The sequence below is a fragment of the Chryseobacterium luteum genome, assembly GCF_000737785.1.
Lineage (GTDB): Bacteria > Bacteroidota > Bacteroidia > Flavobacteriales > Weeksellaceae > Chryseobacterium > Chryseobacterium luteum.
Window position 1 is genome coordinate 1 of the sequence record NZ_JPRO01000036.1, and the last position, 16,185, is coordinate 16,185.

11 protein-coding genes are annotated in these 16,185 nt (G+C 39.0%); 6 read left to right on the forward strand and 5 right to left on the reverse strand.

From position 1 onward, the window contains the following. Nucleotides 1-1,337 (forward strand): GMC family oxidoreductase (locus IX38_RS21185; RefSeq protein ID WP_034708020.1); only part of this gene is annotated, 1,337 nt, incomplete at its 5' end. 80 nt (nucleotides 1,338-1,417) lie between these two features. Here the strand turns inward: IX38_RS21185 and IX38_RS22200 are convergent. From IX38_RS22200 to IX38_RS21210, 5 genes are all read right to left on the reverse strand, one after another. Beyond that, nucleotides 1,418-2,254, reverse strand: coding sequence for a helix-turn-helix domain-containing protein (locus IX38_RS22200; RefSeq protein WP_051884979.1), 837 nt, complete (start codon nucleotides 2,252-2,254; stop codon nucleotides 1,418-1,420). Between the two features lie 335 nt (nucleotides 2,255-2,589). Continuing rightward, nucleotides 2,590-3,363 carry an SDR family NAD(P)-dependent oxidoreductase gene (locus tag IX38_RS21195; RefSeq protein WP_034708021.1) on the reverse strand — a complete coding sequence of 258 codons (774 nt, stop codon included), beginning with the start codon at nucleotides 3,361-3,363 and terminating at the stop codon, nucleotides 2,590-2,592. A gap of 140 nt (nucleotides 3,364-3,503) precedes the next feature. After that, nucleotides 3,504-4,781, reverse strand: coding sequence for a TolC family protein (locus IX38_RS21200; RefSeq protein ID WP_034708023.1), 1,278 nt, complete (start codon nucleotides 4,779-4,781; stop codon nucleotides 3,504-3,506). Between the two features lie 102 nt (nucleotides 4,782-4,883). Beyond that, nucleotides 4,884-8,021: an efflux RND transporter permease subunit gene (locus tag IX38_RS21205; RefSeq protein ID WP_051884988.1), complete on the reverse strand. Its 3,138-nt coding sequence runs from the start codon at nucleotides 8,019-8,021 to the stop codon at nucleotides 4,884-4,886. Nucleotides 8,022-8,041: 20 nt separating this feature from the next. Further along, nucleotides 8,042-9,082: an efflux RND transporter periplasmic adaptor subunit gene (locus IX38_RS21210; protein ID WP_034708025.1), complete on the reverse strand. Its 1,041-nt coding sequence runs from the start codon at nucleotides 9,080-9,082 to the stop codon at nucleotides 8,042-8,044. Between the two features lie 291 nt (nucleotides 9,083-9,373). Between IX38_RS21210 and ppk1 the strand changes: the two genes are divergently transcribed. The 5 genes from ppk1 to IX38_RS22210 all read left to right on the forward strand — a co-directional run bounded on the left by ppk1 (nucleotide 9,374) and on the right by IX38_RS22210 (nucleotide 15,494). Beyond that, the gene (gene ppk1, locus IX38_RS21215; protein WP_034708026.1) at nucleotides 9,374-11,398 is read left to right on the forward strand and encodes a polyphosphate kinase 1; all 2,025 of its coding nucleotides are present in this window, start codon (nucleotides 9,374-9,376) and stop codon (nucleotides 11,396-11,398) included. Between the two features lie 93 nt (nucleotides 11,399-11,491). Next, entirely contained in the window at nucleotides 11,492-11,806 is a 315-nt protein-coding gene (locus IX38_RS22205) for a hypothetical protein (protein ID WP_051884984.1), read from the forward strand. 110 nt (nucleotides 11,807-11,916) lie between these two features. After that, nucleotides 11,917-12,168, forward strand: a complete 252-nt coding sequence (locus IX38_RS21225; protein WP_034708027.1) for a hypothetical protein — start codon at nucleotides 11,917-11,919, stop codon at nucleotides 12,166-12,168. A gap of 50 nt (nucleotides 12,169-12,218) precedes the next feature. Next, complete coding sequence (locus IX38_RS21230; protein WP_131368742.1) at nucleotides 12,219-14,534, forward strand: hypothetical protein; 2,316 nt, start codon at nucleotides 12,219-12,221, stop codon at nucleotides 14,532-14,534. A 60-nt stretch (nucleotides 14,535-14,594) separates the two neighbouring features. Beyond that, the gene (locus tag IX38_RS22210; protein WP_051884987.1) at nucleotides 14,595-15,494 is read left to right on the forward strand and encodes an AraC family transcriptional regulator; all 900 of its coding nucleotides are present in this window, start codon (nucleotides 14,595-14,597) and stop codon (nucleotides 15,492-15,494) included. The last annotated feature ends 691 nt before the right edge of the window (nucleotides 15,495-16,185 follow it).

The window sequence follows — 16,185 nt, forward strand, 5'->3', positions numbered from 1 at the left end:
GAATGGTCTACAACAGAGGGACGCAGCCGGACTGGGATGGTCTTGCAGCAACAGGAGGTGCCGATGACTTTGCCTGGAAACATATTGTAGAACATTACAAGGAAATAGAAGACAATCGTCTTGGAGCAACGGTTACCCGCGGAGAAGGTGGACCTTTGGGTGTGGGACCTCTCTCGGATCCAGAACCATTGATGGAAGCTGTAGTTGAGGCAGGAACAAAAGTTGGACTGAAGAGGTTGGAAGATGTCAACGAATCTGATGAAGAGCGAATCGGCCATACGATATGCAACATCAAAAACGGTCAAAGAGTTAGTGCGTCTCATGCATTTCTGGAACCGATACAAAACAGAGAAAATCTGACTATTGTTACTGAAACACTGGCAGAAAAATTAATTTTCAAGGGTAACAGAGTGATTGGTGTACAGGTAACACGCAAAGGAAAAACGGAAAAAATATTTGCCGAAAAAGAAGTAATACTTTCATTAGGCGGAATAAAATCGCCTAAAATACTGATGAACTCCGGGATAGGTCCTGCAGAAGTATTGAAGAAAGCAGGTGTAGAAGTAAGACTTGATCAGCAGCATATCGGCCGACATTTGGTAGAGCACAGAGATCTTGTTTTGAAATACAGGCTCAAGGAAAATATTGGAATGAACAGGCATATCAACAATCCATTGGCACAAGCCGTTTCGGGACTTAAATATTTCCTGTCGGGAAAACAAGGCATTATGGCGAAACCATCCTATCAGGTAATGGGTTTTTGTAAATCAACCCCGGAAAAGGAGCGTGTAGATGCGCAGATGCTAATGGCGCCTTTTACAGTAAACGAATATGCCCCTGGGCAATCACCAACAATAGAAAAATGGGGAGGCGTGCAAGCTTTAGGCTATCCTTTGCGCCCTACTTCGGAAGGCTATCTGGAAATAACCGGAAAAGACGTTCATTCTGAATTATATATAGATCCCAACTACTGTGCTACTGACCATGACAAGGATATTCTTATCAACCTGTATTCAAGACTTCGGAACCTGTTCGCTTCAAACCCGATTGCCGACTATCTTGATCATGAAACTCTTCCGGGAGTAGACATGGTTTCTCCTGAAGATCTTATCAATTTGGTTCTTGACAAAGGTTTCTGTGGATACCATGCAATTTCCACCTGTAAAATGGGTCCTAATGATGACGATCCGGTGGATGGAAAACTTCGTTTGAGAGGTTTTGAAGGAATCAGAATTATGGATTGCTCAATACTTCCAACTATGGTATCAGGCAATGGAAACGGTCCAATGATGGCAATGGCTTCAAGAGCTGCAGAGATCATTTTATATGACAACTAAAATATTTTAACCAATTTATATTTGTTTAAATGTCCTTTCATTAAAGATATTCAAAGTCTGACAAATGAAAGGACTTTTATTTATAGATTAACTTCCCTAAAGTTCTTCGGTGACTTTTTCATTTTATTTTTGAAAAATTTGCCGAAAAATGACTGGTCGCTGAAGTGGAGTTGATAAGCTATTTCTGCAATAGTGAGATTTGTATTGAGAAGCAGATCCCTGGCTTCCATAATCACGGATTCTTCGATGATTTCACGGGTCGTAAGCCCCGAAACCTCTTTCAGGACCTTCGTTAGATATCCCGGAGTAACCGATAGTTTATCTGCATAGAACTCCACATGTCTTTCAACAGATGCATGTTTATGCACAAGCTGAATCAGATTTTGGACAATTTCCTTTTTCCGTATGGTTTTGGATTCAAGTTCTGAATGTTCTCCTGATCTGTAGAAATCCATGATCTCGATTATGATTAGATTAAAGTAATGAAAAATTTTATCTTTTTTATAATTGGTAACAGAATATGTAAGTGGTTCCAGCTGTTTTAGCAAAAGTTGGAATGCCTTGTAATTTTCCTCAAGTAAGGATATCTGTGGTGATTTTTTTATGAAGAAAAAACGAACCGTATTGATATCCTGAATGTTCTGAATATTGCTGTTTGCAAATTCATCAGTAAATACCAGCCCAAGAAGCCTGGTTGGCTCAGTAATTTCTGATGTCCTGCAAATACTGCCCGAAGGAATAATGATCATATCATTTTTCCGGACTGAATAGGAAATCAGGTCAACCTGTATTTTCAGCTCTCCTTTAAGAACAAGCAATATGGCTGAATTATCCGTCCGGAAAGGGTACGAAAAAGAATTATCCATCACATATTCAATATCGTCTACGAGATAAAGACCTTTAAAGATCTTTTTCATAATGAACGAATCATTATTTGGTTGTACAACCGACAATATATCCTCAATGGAATGAAATTTTACATCTGAATTTTTCAAAAGATAGGCTTTTAATTATAGTCATCAACAAGGTGATGTTCTATCGTAAATGTAATCAATATTTAAAATATCCTCAAAAATATCGCTCTGCTTATTAAATTACGAGCATGATACAAGAGCCGCATGTCTTTGACATGCGGCTCTTGTAAGTAATTTAAGAGATAAAAGAAGATTCATCTTTATTTATGCAGCTGTATTTCCTTAAACCATTTTTTCCTTTCCTCTATATTTTCAGGAAATATGATTGTATAAAAAAACTAGGACACTGACATCCCTCCGTCTACAGCTAATGTAACACCGTTTACAGATATAGCGTCATCTGAACAAAGGTATGCAAATGCAGCAGCGATTTCCTGAGGCTCAACGAAACGTCCGTTAGGCTGTGATTTATCAATGATAGTTTGAAGCTGTTCCGTTGTTAGAGAACTTTTTAAGGCCTCTGTAGCTACAGCTCCTGGAGCTACAGCATTAACACGTATTCCGAGCTTTGCATATTGAAGAGCAGCATACCGTGTCAAATGCATGATCGAAGCTTTTGCTCCTGCGTAAGCTGGAGTTACCCCTAAGGAGAACTGAGGCTTTAATCCGGCAACTGAAGCCGTGTTTCCGATAACACCATTACCCTGGATTACCATTACCGCCAACTCTTCCTTCATGTAATAATAAATTGAATTTTCACTAAGGTCTTTTGTGTCGTTCCAACCTTGTGTAGTTGTTTCGTGGAACATCAGATTAGGCGTATCACTTTTCATCTGTCCACCCACATTGTTTATTGCTATGTCAATTCGTCCGAAACGATCCACTACAGCCTTAACGGTATCACGTGCAGAATTCTCATCAGTTGCATCTGCTTTGACATAATAAGTTTCTGAACCCTTTCTTCTATATTCGTCTTCCTGTTCAAATCCATCGTCCGTAATATCTGTGAATGCGACTACTGCACCTTCCTGAACAAAACGTTCAACGATTGCCTTTCCGATTCCTTGTGTGCTTCCTACAACGAGAACCACTTTATTTTCAAATCTTTTCATAATGAATTGGTTAAAATATTTCTTTTAAAATTTTTCAGTCAATTTTACAATTGCCGAATCCAGCCAACAATCAAAATACTTAAATGGGATAAATGATAACTTTAGATGGAAAAAAACGGCTCTCTTAAAGCCAATGCCAGCTAATTTTCACCAGCGGCCTTTTTATATTTGGCTTCATTGATTTTATATTCTGCTTTGGCATCAAGGATCTCTGATTTTGCCTGCTGCCACAAGACCTGTGCTTTAAGCACTTCTTCCGCCACTACAGTTCCCGCGTTATATCTGTCCTGATTCAGGCGCAGGTTTTCCGTGGCCTGATTAAGAGATTTTTCTGAGAGTTCAATACGCTTAAGAGATTGATTAAGCTGCATTACCGCATTCTGAACTTCCAGAACCAATAACTCTTTGGTTTCTTCCATTTCAAGTTTTTGGGCACTGGTTTTATACTGCTGCTCTTTTACTTTCTCCTTTCTTGCGCCCCAGTCGTAAATCGGAATACTCACAGAAAGCATTCCTACAAATCCCTGCATATTATTTTTCATTTTAATAGGGTCTACGTTTTTCCCGAAACTGGAAAAGCCTATCCCGGAAAGCGAAACTGTAGGTTTGCGGTCGCCATCCAATAATTTCTCCTGAAGCTCATTGATTTCAACTGCTTTTGCTAGGATTGAAAGCTCAGGACGATTGACCGGCTGCAACTGTCCACCATCCAAAACACCGTCAAAACTACCGTTTACAGAATCCTCAACATCAAAATCAGGACTACTCAGACCGGCAATTTGAGCAAGGTTTAATTTGGCAATGCTGAGACCATCCTCCGCACGTTTCAGGTTTAGCTGAGCCTCGTTTTGCTGAACTTCCACTTTAAGCAGATCATTTTTATAGGTAAGTCCCGCATCAAAAGAATTTTTAACATTGACATGCAGTTCATCCAAAAGCTTACTGTATTCTTTTGCCAGTAAAATTTTCTCCTTGGCATTTACAATTTGCCAGTATAGGGTCTCTGCAGCCAGTTTCACCTCTTCTTTGGTAAGATCTTTCTGCGCCATTTGCAGATCTACAGCTGCTGAAGAAAGTTTCTTTCCGGTTTCCACTTTTCCGCCTGCATACAGAACCTGGGTAACGTTCAGATTGGCACTTCCCAATACTTCCGGTACAATGTTCGAAAGAGGTTTAGAGAAGTAGTATCCGCCCACGCTTCCGTCCACAGTAGGTTTTCCTCCCGCTTCTGCAACCGTTCTTGCCGCTTTGGCAGCTTCAATGCTCTGCTGTGCTTTCTTTATCTTTTTATTGTTCTCTAACGCCAGGTTTTTTACTTCATCCACAGAAACCACCCGTTCCTGTGCCTGAAGACTTACCGTTCCTGCGAACATCAGTAAAACAACTATTTTTGATATCGTATCGTATATGATTTTCATTTTTTTTAAAATAAAGGTTGCCCTGTAGTAATAAACGACGACGTTTATGAACAAGGAATTTTACTCAGGACAACCGGTTAAAAAATTGATATTAGAATTATTTTAATGATGAGGTTTGGGTTTATATAAAATAACATCATCATCCGACTGGTTTTCAGGATCTGTATCCTTAGGAACAGGATCTTTCAATAGCTTGTAATACATTACAGGAACTATGAAAAGCGTAAAGATCATGGAGAAAATAAGCCCAAAAGCCAATACACTTCCCAATGGTGCCCACATTGGTGATTTACCGATAATCATTGGTATAACCCCAACAGCCGCTGCGGCTGAAGTAAGGAATATCGGACGCATTCTCCGCTTCGCAGCGCCCATAGCCGCCGCCTTGTGCGTGTACCCATGCTCCCGGATAAGCTCGTCCGCATAATCTACTAGGATGATCCCGTTTCTTACCACGATGCCTATCAAGCTGATGACTCCCATAAAACCAGTCATTCCCAATGGGTTTCCGGTAATGAACAAACCGAAAAACGCTCCGAAGAGACTTAAAAGGAAAGTACACAGGATAATGAGTGCTTTACCCAGACTCTTGAACTGAAACAAAAGCGTAAGGAAAATCAGGATAAGGCTCACAGAAAGCGAAAGCAGCATTCCGGGTGTGTTTTCAAGGGTTGCCTCTGCATCGCCACCATACTGAATGATTGTTCCCGCAGGTAATGCGAGCGCATCGATCTTCGGCTGTGCCTCTTTTAAGATTCTCGACGGTTTAGGCCCCAGCTGGGCTTCAGCAAAAACACTGGTGTATTTTATACCGTTCTTCCTGGAAATAACTCCCGTGTGCCATTCCGGCTGTAATGTTGCCACTTCCTTAAGCGGGATCTTTTCTCCGAAATAAGACTGAACGTGAAGATTTTCCAGGGCATTCATATCTTTTCTGCTCACGGAATCATATCTCAGGAAGATGTCAACAGGTTTATCGGCTTCCCATAATGTCGATACGGAATATCCTTTCAACCCGGCTCCGAGTGTTTGTGTGATGGCCTGATTAGTCACACCGAGGCGATTGGCTTTAACATCGTTCATATTCAGCTTTACACCCATATAGTCGTACTCGCTGCTGAGACGTACATTGTTGGTTCCTTCGGTATTTTCAAGGATCTTCTTCACTTCAAGCGCTACTTTTCTTTGGTCGCTCTCATTATTACTGACCACGCGAATATCAATCGGTGAACCTTCCTGGAAGCTGAGCTGCTTCACTTTCAGATAACCGTCCGGTATAAAGTTTTTCAGCTTTTCGAGATATTCCTTCGCCATTTCGTTAGTCGCATCGTTGCTGACCGTTGTTATGAAGACCTGTGCAAAATACTTTTTAGGAGATTCCGGTGCATAGGTCGTGTGGAAACGTGGGGAGCTCATCCCTACAAAGCTGGTAATATCCACTACCCGCTTATCTTTTTTAAGAATCTTTTCAAGTTCTTTTACTTTAACTTCAGTTTTCTCCAGTGAAGTTCCGTTAGGCATCCAGACTTCCATATTAAACTGATTCCTTTCACTAAGCGGGAAAAACTCCGGATCTACTTTGGTCGCAATAAACAAGGCGGTAACAATAGACATTACACCAATAAACATGGTGGTCTTCGGCCATTTAAACGCAAGCCCTACCCCGTTATCAAAAACAATCTGCAGATGGTCCAGCATATTTCTCTTCGGAGGCCTTTCGCTTACCTTATGCTTCAATCCTTTTTTGATGAATACATAACAGGTATAAGGCGTAAGGAAAAGCGCAACGAGCATTGATGTGATCAGTGCAATAGCCACTGTGATCGGTAATGAAACCATAAAATCCTTTGCGATTCCTTCCATAAACAGAGCTAATGGAGCAAATGCAAAGATGATCGCCATAGTTGCCGTAAAGATCGGAAGTGCCAGCTGTTGGGCAGCCTGCCAGGCTGCAGTCCACGGCGTGAGGCCTTCATCGAGTTTTTCAATATAGTTGTCAACCACCACAATGGCATTATCGACCACCATACCGAGAACAATAATCAAGGCAGCAAGGGTTACCTGATGCAGCTCCAGCCCAACGATCTGCATGATCCCGAAAGTTATAACGATAGAGATAGGTGCTGCCGCAGAAGCTACACCCGCAACGCGTATAGGAAGCAGCAGCATCACCACGAGTACCACAGAACCTATCGCCATCGCAAACTCGATCATAAAATGACTGATACTCTCCCCAACCGCTTCCGGTTGATTTACAATCGTTTTCATATGGATGTCCGGCGGGAAATCCTTCTGGACATCTTCAATCTTTTTCTCCACTTCTTTTCCGAAGGCTACGATATTATTTCCAGGCTGCATATCAACGGTCAGTACCATCGCTTTTTCATCGCCTACCCTTACAAAAGATGAAGGCTCTTCAAAACGTCTTTCCAGTTCTGCCACATCTTTCAGGCGAACTACGTTGCCTGCAGGTGTAGTGTAGACAATCTGCTCGGCAATATCGGATATATTTTTATACCGGCTGTTGGTATAGACCGGAATGATCGCGTTGGAACCGCTGGATATTTCCCCATTGTACCCAGTTACGTTCTGCTGCTGAATTGCATTAACCAAAGTATTAACCCCAAAGCCATACTGCTGAAGTTTCTGATCATTGATTTTAATGTAAATCTGCTGCCTCTGTCCTCCGGAACGGTTGATCTTGGACACCGTAGGTATTACCTTCAGGCCGTCTTCCAGCTTATCCAGATAACTTTCTATCTCAGCATATGATCTTTCTTTGGAAGATACGGAGATGATCATCGCCGTTACACTGGCAAAATTGCTGTTGATAAAAGGCCCTACGACACCAGCAGGAAGTTTGGGGCGCAGATTGGCATCCATATCAAGCTGAAGGGTATGCCAGAACTTCTTACGGTCCTTGACATTGTCATTCATTTCTACAGTGAAGAATACCTGTCCTTCTTTTACCTCCGCTTTTACTTTTTTCTTTTTAATCTCTTCAAAAGAGAAAAGATACTGTTCTACTTTTTTTGCTACTTCTTCCTCTACCTGGTGCTCATCGGCTCCCGGATAAAAGGCATAGACCGCAGCAACGGGCATATCGATACGGGGGTTTTCACTTCTGGGCATATTCATAAGGGAATTGATTCCCAGCACCATCAACAGCACCACCAACACAATAACCACCTGCTTGTGCTTCATAGCAGCTTCCAGAAAATGCACTTTCTTATTCGTCATTTCTTTCATTTCTTTATGAGTTAAAACTTCACCGTTTTACCATCTTCCAGCTGCGTCTGCCCGGAAATGACCACCTGATCATCCTGAGTCACCCCGCTTTTGATGATTATGTCACTTGTGCCTGCCATATTCTGCATCTCGATCCTCTTTTTAAATGCTGTGAAATTGTTCTTAGCAGATTTTACGGTATAAACGTAACTTGAACCGTCAGGATTTTTAAGCACAGCCTGAGCCGGCAAAATAATGGCATCTTTACTTTTCCCCGTATTGATGTTAATATCCGTAATCATCCCCGGTAATATCTGACCTCCTGGATTGTCAAGGCGTATTTTCACCGTATATGTTCTGGAATTGTCGTCCGCCTGCGGATTAATAATCGTAATAGTTCCGCGAATCGTACGGTTGAGACTTGGAATGGAAACCTCTGCAACATCTCCTATCTTAAGGGAGCTGATCTCATTCTCTGTGATAGATGCAGTAGCATAAACCTTGTCGGTTTTCACAATAGTGAATGCTGAAACTCCCGGTGCCGCCGTTGCCCCTGCTTCGGTTAGCTTCTGTGAAACAATACCTGAAAAAGAAGCATACAGCTTCGTATCGCGGAGATTTTTCAGAGCAATGTCACGGTTGGCTTTAGATTGTGCCAAAGCTACTTTTGCAGCGATATAATCTCTTTCCGGTAAGCTTTTTTTAAGATAAAGCTGGTTGAGACGGTTGAAATTATCCTGGGCCTGTTCCATTCCAGCACTGGCAACGGAAAGAGCATTCTGATAGGTACTTGTCTCAATAGCAGCCAGAAGCTGTCCCCTGGACACCCGCTGCCCTTCCTGGACATACACAGCGGTGACACGGCCGGAAACACCAAAACCAATACTAACACTGTTGTCTGCAAGAATGTTTCCGCTGTAAGAATATGTTTCAGGCCGGGAAACTACCTCTATTTTTTGCACACCTACCTTTATAGGTTCGGCTTTTACCTTCGGCTGCTCTTTTCCGCCACACGCCGAAAACAGCAGCAGGCTTCCTAATAAAACAAGACCTTTCTTTTCTGTGATTATCATAAATAAAAAAATTTAATCGTTACGGGGATCCAAAATTTGTAAATTGGTTCACGATACAAATGTAAATAGACAATACACGAGTAAAAAGGTCCATTTTAGTCTGATATTGGTCTATAATGAAACTTGTAATTTATTATAGACCAATATTATTAATAACTTGAAGAAAGTAAAACAGTTCTTCCAAGCTTACTGAAATAAACCATTTTATGCTATCTAAAGACCTTTCCTGATCTATATTATTCTGTGAAATTTGCTGACAGGTAAAACAAAAGCATCTTAACATAACCTATTATGAAAAACAGATACAAACAACGTGATTTAAGCTGGCTCGACTTCAATGAAAGAGTTCTGCTGGAAGCGGCAACGAGCGATGTCCCGTTGATGGAGCGATTCAATTTCCTATCTATATTCTCATCAAATCTAGATGAGTTTTACAGAGTAAGAATGCCTTCATTGGTATTTTCCGACCATAAAAATAAAAATGCTCACGCAAGAAAAATTCTCAATACCGTCCAAATGCGTATTGATTCACAGCAGGAAAAGTTTGGCCTTCTTCTGCGCAATCAGCTCATACCGGAATTGAATGCAGAAGGGATAGAAATTTTATATCAAAAACCTTTATATCATACTTTATCTGAAGAGCTGGGAGAATATTTCTATACAGAGGTTTTAGGGCTTCTTGAAATAGTACCCCTGAAAAGAAACAGAATCAAAAAATTTTTTGCTAAAAACAATGTACTTTATCAGGTTATTGTTTGCGAAGACCAAAATGAACATCAACAGTATTTTATTGTCAATATACCTACGGACATACTTTCACGCTTTTATACTGTATACAGGGTTGGAAAACAGATGATCTGTTTTCTGGATGACATCATGAAAAACTTCTTACCATCTGTTATTCGCCATTATACGGTTAAAAAGATATTGAATATCAAGATCACCCGGGATGCCGAACTGGATTTGCAGGATGAATATGAAGGTGATCTGGCTGAGAAAATTGAAAGACAACTTAAAAAAAGAGACCTGGGAGATGCTACGAGGCTTCTATATGAACGCGGAGCGGACGAAATAACGCTTGACCACATCATAAAATGTCTAGGTATTTCCAAAAAAAACATAGTTGAAGGCGGTGCCTACCACCACCTGAAAGACCTGTCATCGCTCCCGGTTAACAGAACAGACTTATTGTATAAGCCACTCATCCATATTTCACCAGCACTAAAAGACGCAACTTCGGTGTTGGAAACCATAGGCAAGGAAGATCTGATAATCCATACACCCTATCATTCATATAATACCGTATTAAAGTTTTTTAATGAAGCCGCTACAAACCCGGAAGTCAATGAAATCTACACGACTTTATACAGAGTGGCCGGCAATTCAAAAATTGCCCGTGCACTGATAACCGCTGCCAGAAACGGTAAAAAAGTTACTGTTTTCATTGAGCTGAAAGCAAGGTTTGACGAAGAGAATAATCTGAGATGGGCCGCTGAAATGAAAAATGCAGGAGTAAAAATCATCAACAGTATACCAGGTCTAAAAGTTCACGCAAAGGTGGCACTCATAGTCAAAAAGGTTTCCGGAAAACAAACAAAACACGCCTTAATAGCAACCGGAAATCTCAATGAAATCACCTCCAGGTTCTATACAGACCACGTCTTCTTTACTTCTCATAAAAAAATCACAAAAGAACTTAAAAACTTATTTTCTTTCCTTACTGAAAGGAGAAAGCCTTTTGGGCATGAAGAAATCAAATTTGACAATCTGCTGGTTTCTCAATTCAACCTGCAAAAACAGTTTCTCAAATTAATTGATACAGAGATCTCTAATGCTAAAAATGACAAACCTGCAGGGATTATCCTCAAAATGAATAATCTTGAGGATATGGTATTAATTGAAAAGCTTTATGAAGCCGCAGAGGCAGGCGTAAAAATTGACTTGCTTGTAAGAAGTATATGCTGTCTCAATCCTGAAGTACCAAGCCTCAAAAATATTTCTGCAAAAAGAATTGTTAGCCGTTACCTGGAACACGGAAGAGTTTTCATATTCAAAAATGGAGGCATACCGAAAGTGTATCTGGGTTCTTCGGACTGGATGAATCGTAACATCTACCATCGGATCGAGGTATGCTGTCCGGTGTATAATGAAAAAATTAAAAATGAAGTGATGGCAATTGTTGATCTTCAACTCAATGATCGGCGGAAAGCAACAGCAGTTAATCATCCAGGAGACATTTGGAACGAACAGACTAAAATCAAAACGTCCGATTCCCAAACGGGAATTTACAGATTTTTGTCTAAAAACAGCAGCTAATTCAGATTATGACCAATTTACACTCTATTTAGACCTTTTAAGGTAAGATTCCAGTACGGATATTTGCATATAATACCAAAAGGATGTAAATATATGTGGGAAAAATCTTTGTCTGGTGTAAGCCATTTGATCTATAGAAAAAATGTTTGGTCACTCATCACGGATATCGACCATTGGAGCTTATGGGATTTTAATATCGAATATTCAAAGTATAATAACCGTAGATTAAGCCCGAACAGTACTTTTGTTGTGAAACACCGTAATTTTTTAAAAGTAAACGGTATTGTAGAGGAGAATAGAACTTACGAATATTTTTCATTCAGAATTGATCTGCTAGCCGCTAAATTATATAGAAAATATTTGCTTGAAGATACGGCCGAAGGATTAAAAATTACCGTGACTACTTAGATTTCCGGATTTTTATCCTGGCTATGGAAATACATTGTAGGCATTAAAATCCTAAGCTATACAGCTGAAGACATTGCTATTATCATTGAAAATTCTAAACAAAATCGAAAATGAGAACTAAAATGGTTTTTAGAACGAAATTCAGAAAAATCATGGATGCGTTCTGGTTAAGAGAAGATATAAAGGAACTGCTTCCCAACTGCGAGTGCGAATACCTGGATAATGATTTTCGTCTGCTGAGTGTCTCTTCCGAGACCATATTTTATGAGAATGAATTAAAACCTGTATTCGAATCTTACGAAATCTCATTTTCAAGTGCTTCAAATAGGAATACCTGCATTCAGCAAAAACCGACTAATTAAGAAAATAAAGGCTGAAACTGCCAGAAAATGAATCATCAAATCAGATGCTTATGAATGCAAAAACGTGGAATTATAAAAAAAGCGAAGTTGATTTCGTATCATCGGTATTTTCTGTGGATATCTTTTTGCATTTTCTAGATCAATATGCAAAGGACGAATCAATCAACCACCGCCTTTTAGAACTGGCAAAGAAAAAAATAATCAGCTTTTTCCCTAATGGTGATTGCAAAATTGACATTGAGAACGCTGAATATTTCTCTGAGGTATTTAAATTGATTTATCAGCTGACGGTCAACCCTCTTGAAAATGAAAAAACATATTATTGGGGTATTTCGCCATTGTTTGTCCCTAAAATAATTTATGGTACCCAGCTATTATACGATCTTCTATCTTCGGTGGACACTTCAAATGAGCTGAATTTCCTTCATCATCCCCTGCAAGAGGAGCTTAATGAAAAAGACGCTCTTAAAACATTAATTTATAACTATATCCTAGAAAAATTATATGGTATTAATGTTTTAAGTCCCCCCGAAAATATTATCTGCCTAAACATTGAAAATAAAGAACAATACTACAAGCTTAATTTAAATACGAAATATTCCGAAGTATCCTATAAAGGGATTGTGCCTCCAATCAGTGAAATGCTGACCGGAAAAGATTTTACTAATGCCAAATCCATTTTAGACGTTTTGCAAGAAAGGCTGCCCCTGAGTCAGTTCACATTTTCGGGATTCACTATTATAGAGATCACAGAATACACTAATAAAATACTTAAAGAAAAGCTAAAGTCATTTCTCCTGTCGCAGGAGATGAATGACGGTATTCATCAGAAAATAACAGATGTTGTCAAGCAGTTGCTTGGATACCAGAATATGGATATTCTGATGCTTCCAATCATGCATATCAACGACACCCTTATCGTTGAGATATGGGACTCTTTTAAGACGACACTTACATCAGTATTGGAAAATTATCATGTTAACGAAATTCTGTTTTATGAAGTCATTAAAAATTACGCAAACGATCCTCTGAGAAGATTTGACCATGAAAATATGAACAGCCTGATGCCGGATCATAAGAAAGGCCTGATGTTGCAGCCCGTTTTTAGCAGAGGTTCACTAACGGGGCTGATTATTATATTTGCTGAGAATAAAACAATCATTCCGGAACTCATGTTCTCGAATCTTCAGGACATTCTGCCGGTACTGGAAAACATGTTTGACTCTGTTACAAAAAACTATACCGGTTTGCTTGACAGGGAGATCAAGAATCAGTTTACAGCCATACAACCTGCAGTAGAATGGAAATTCAATAATGCAGGCATTCAGCATTTGCAAAAAAAAGCAGGGAACGACATTAACGAATTCATCTCTGTCGAATTCAAAGATCTCTATCCTTTGTACGGCGCTATTGATTTCAGAAACTCCACGAGTGCCCGTAACAAAGCTGCCCGTGAGGATCTTGAAATTCAACTGGAATCACTGCGGGCAGCGCTTGCTGATATTACAAAAATCATAAAAATTCCAATCCTTGAAGAGATGAGCCACAGATCAATGGATTTTTGTGAAATGATAGCAGAAGCTGAAATCAGTACCGCAAAAGAAGCTGAAATCAATCATTTCCTGAAGGAGGAATCTTTAGCAGTGCTCACTCTGCTTTCTCAAGAAAATCAAAGTATCCATAATTTAGCGGTAGATTATCTAAATGCTGTGGAGGAAGGTCTGATGTTTCAATCCAATCGGAAATCACTGGAAGAAACATTCAAAATACTTAATGATTTAATTCACTTGTATTTGGATGACATGCTCAAAGACATACAAAACTGTTTTCCATGCTACTTCGAGAAATACCGTACAGATGGCGTAGAATTTAACTTATATATTGGTCAGTCCATAGCTCCTAAAAAGCCTTTTAATATGCTCTATGTAAAAAATGCAAGAATCTGTCAGCTCAAAAGTATGATTTCAGTAGCTCAACGTATGGAAAGGATTAAAAGTTCGCTGCCAAAAGCGGTGGAGACCACGCAGCTTATATTTGTCCACCCGGAAACGATAAGTATTTCATTTAGAGAAGACGAAAAACGATTCGATGTGGAGGGATCTTACAATATCCGGTATGAGATTATAAAAAAGAGAATAGACAAAGCGTTTATAAAAGATCGAAATGAAAGACTGACACAACCCGGCAAAATTGCAATCGTTTTCTATCATCAGAAAGACATCGAAGATTACCTACAGCATATTTTCTTTTTACAAAAGCAAAACCTGATCGACAGCGAAATTGAGGAATTAGAGCTTGAGCCGATGCAGGGAGTGAATGGTTTGAGAGCGATCAGATTAAAAATATTACCTGAGAATCCCAATTAGTAAATAGGAAAATATAATCCAACCTTTATCATTTGCATTAGAAAATTAAATCTGTTTAATATGAGCGAGATAGTATTTCATAATATACATGAACTTTTAAAGATCGTAGATAAAAATGCGGATAAAAAAAAGATCAATAATGATTTTTTTATTGTCACAGAGACCTCTGACGTTATTGAAACCGTTTACGAATATCCATTCAGAACAGACAATGCTGCAATTATACTTATTACGGAAGGAGAACTAAAAATTCAAATCAATTTAAGCACGATAACGGTGACAAAAGACCAGATTTTAATTATACCTCCCGATGCCACCATCTATTTAGCTAATTTAAATACCGGTGTAAAAAGTGTAGGCATTGTCTTCAATGATTCTTTTATAAAAAAGAATATTCGTCATATGAATTACATAAATGAAATCATTTTCTTTTCCGAAGTCCAGTCACCTATTTTGCAACCCACTAAGAATGAAATTTTCTCATTCAAATTTCTCATTGATAAAATAAATCAAAACAATGAGCAGGAAAGGTATTATTCAAAAGATCTTATTTATCATTATTTTAATGTTCTCTTTCTTGAATTAATGACCATATACAGGGGAATAGAACCTCAATCAACTGATCTTAGAACATCCAGAAAAAAAGATTTAATCCACAGGTTTTTAAACCTGCTCACCGAACACTCCAGGAAAGAAAGAGCAGTAGAGTTTTATGCTGAAAAACTTTCTATCACTCCAAGTTATTTAACCCGTATTGTTAAAGAAACTTCAGGAGAATCCACAAGAGATATTATTACCTCATCTGTTATCATTGAGGCCCGGGATATGCTTTTAAACTCTAGTCTATCTATCAATCAGATTGCCGAAGAGCTCAATTTTAGCGATCAGTCATTTTTTGGAAAATTTTTCAAAAAGAAAATGAAAATGTCTCCAAAAGATTTCAGAATGAAGAACCAGTAATAGATTTGTATTACAATTATAGATGGTAATTGAAAGATTTATTCAACTATCGGTCTAAATATTTGCAACATCTTAACAGGCTTTATTTAAAAATTATACAAAATGTTTTAATACTAATAATTCCCATGTAGTTTATAAAGAGGCTGCCCGTATAATTCATGAAAAGCTATTAGATTTAATACCATGAAAAGGATATGATGAAGCGACAGGAACGCATTTCAATAGGATCTTTGATAATGGATCTTAATTTATTACTGTTTTTTTTAAGTTTGGCATTGAAATCCCTTATCAGATGTACCATTTCTCTTGTAAACATTGAACCTATTTAGGGGTTTGTTAGATTAAGCTAGTTTGTCTAAAAAGGTTAAAATAGATATGAGGTGTTCGACTGTAGTCCCTTCCAGCCCGCTGAGAGGGTCTTCACTAAGAAGACCCTCTTTTTTTTCGTAGAGAATCCAATCTTCAGCGTTCGGTTTTTTCGTTCCAATCTCTAAAATTGCTGATATTTTGTTTGTACTGTCTTTGGAATTTTTTACCATCCACACCGTACATCTCACCAATTATTTTGCAGGGAAGCGCTCTAGTATCGGCTGATTTTTTTTAAGAACTCCGCAAAATCACTTGTCATGCGGGTTCCTTTGGCAATGAGATTCCAATCTCTCTGGACGATGTGTCCTGATTTTGTATCCGC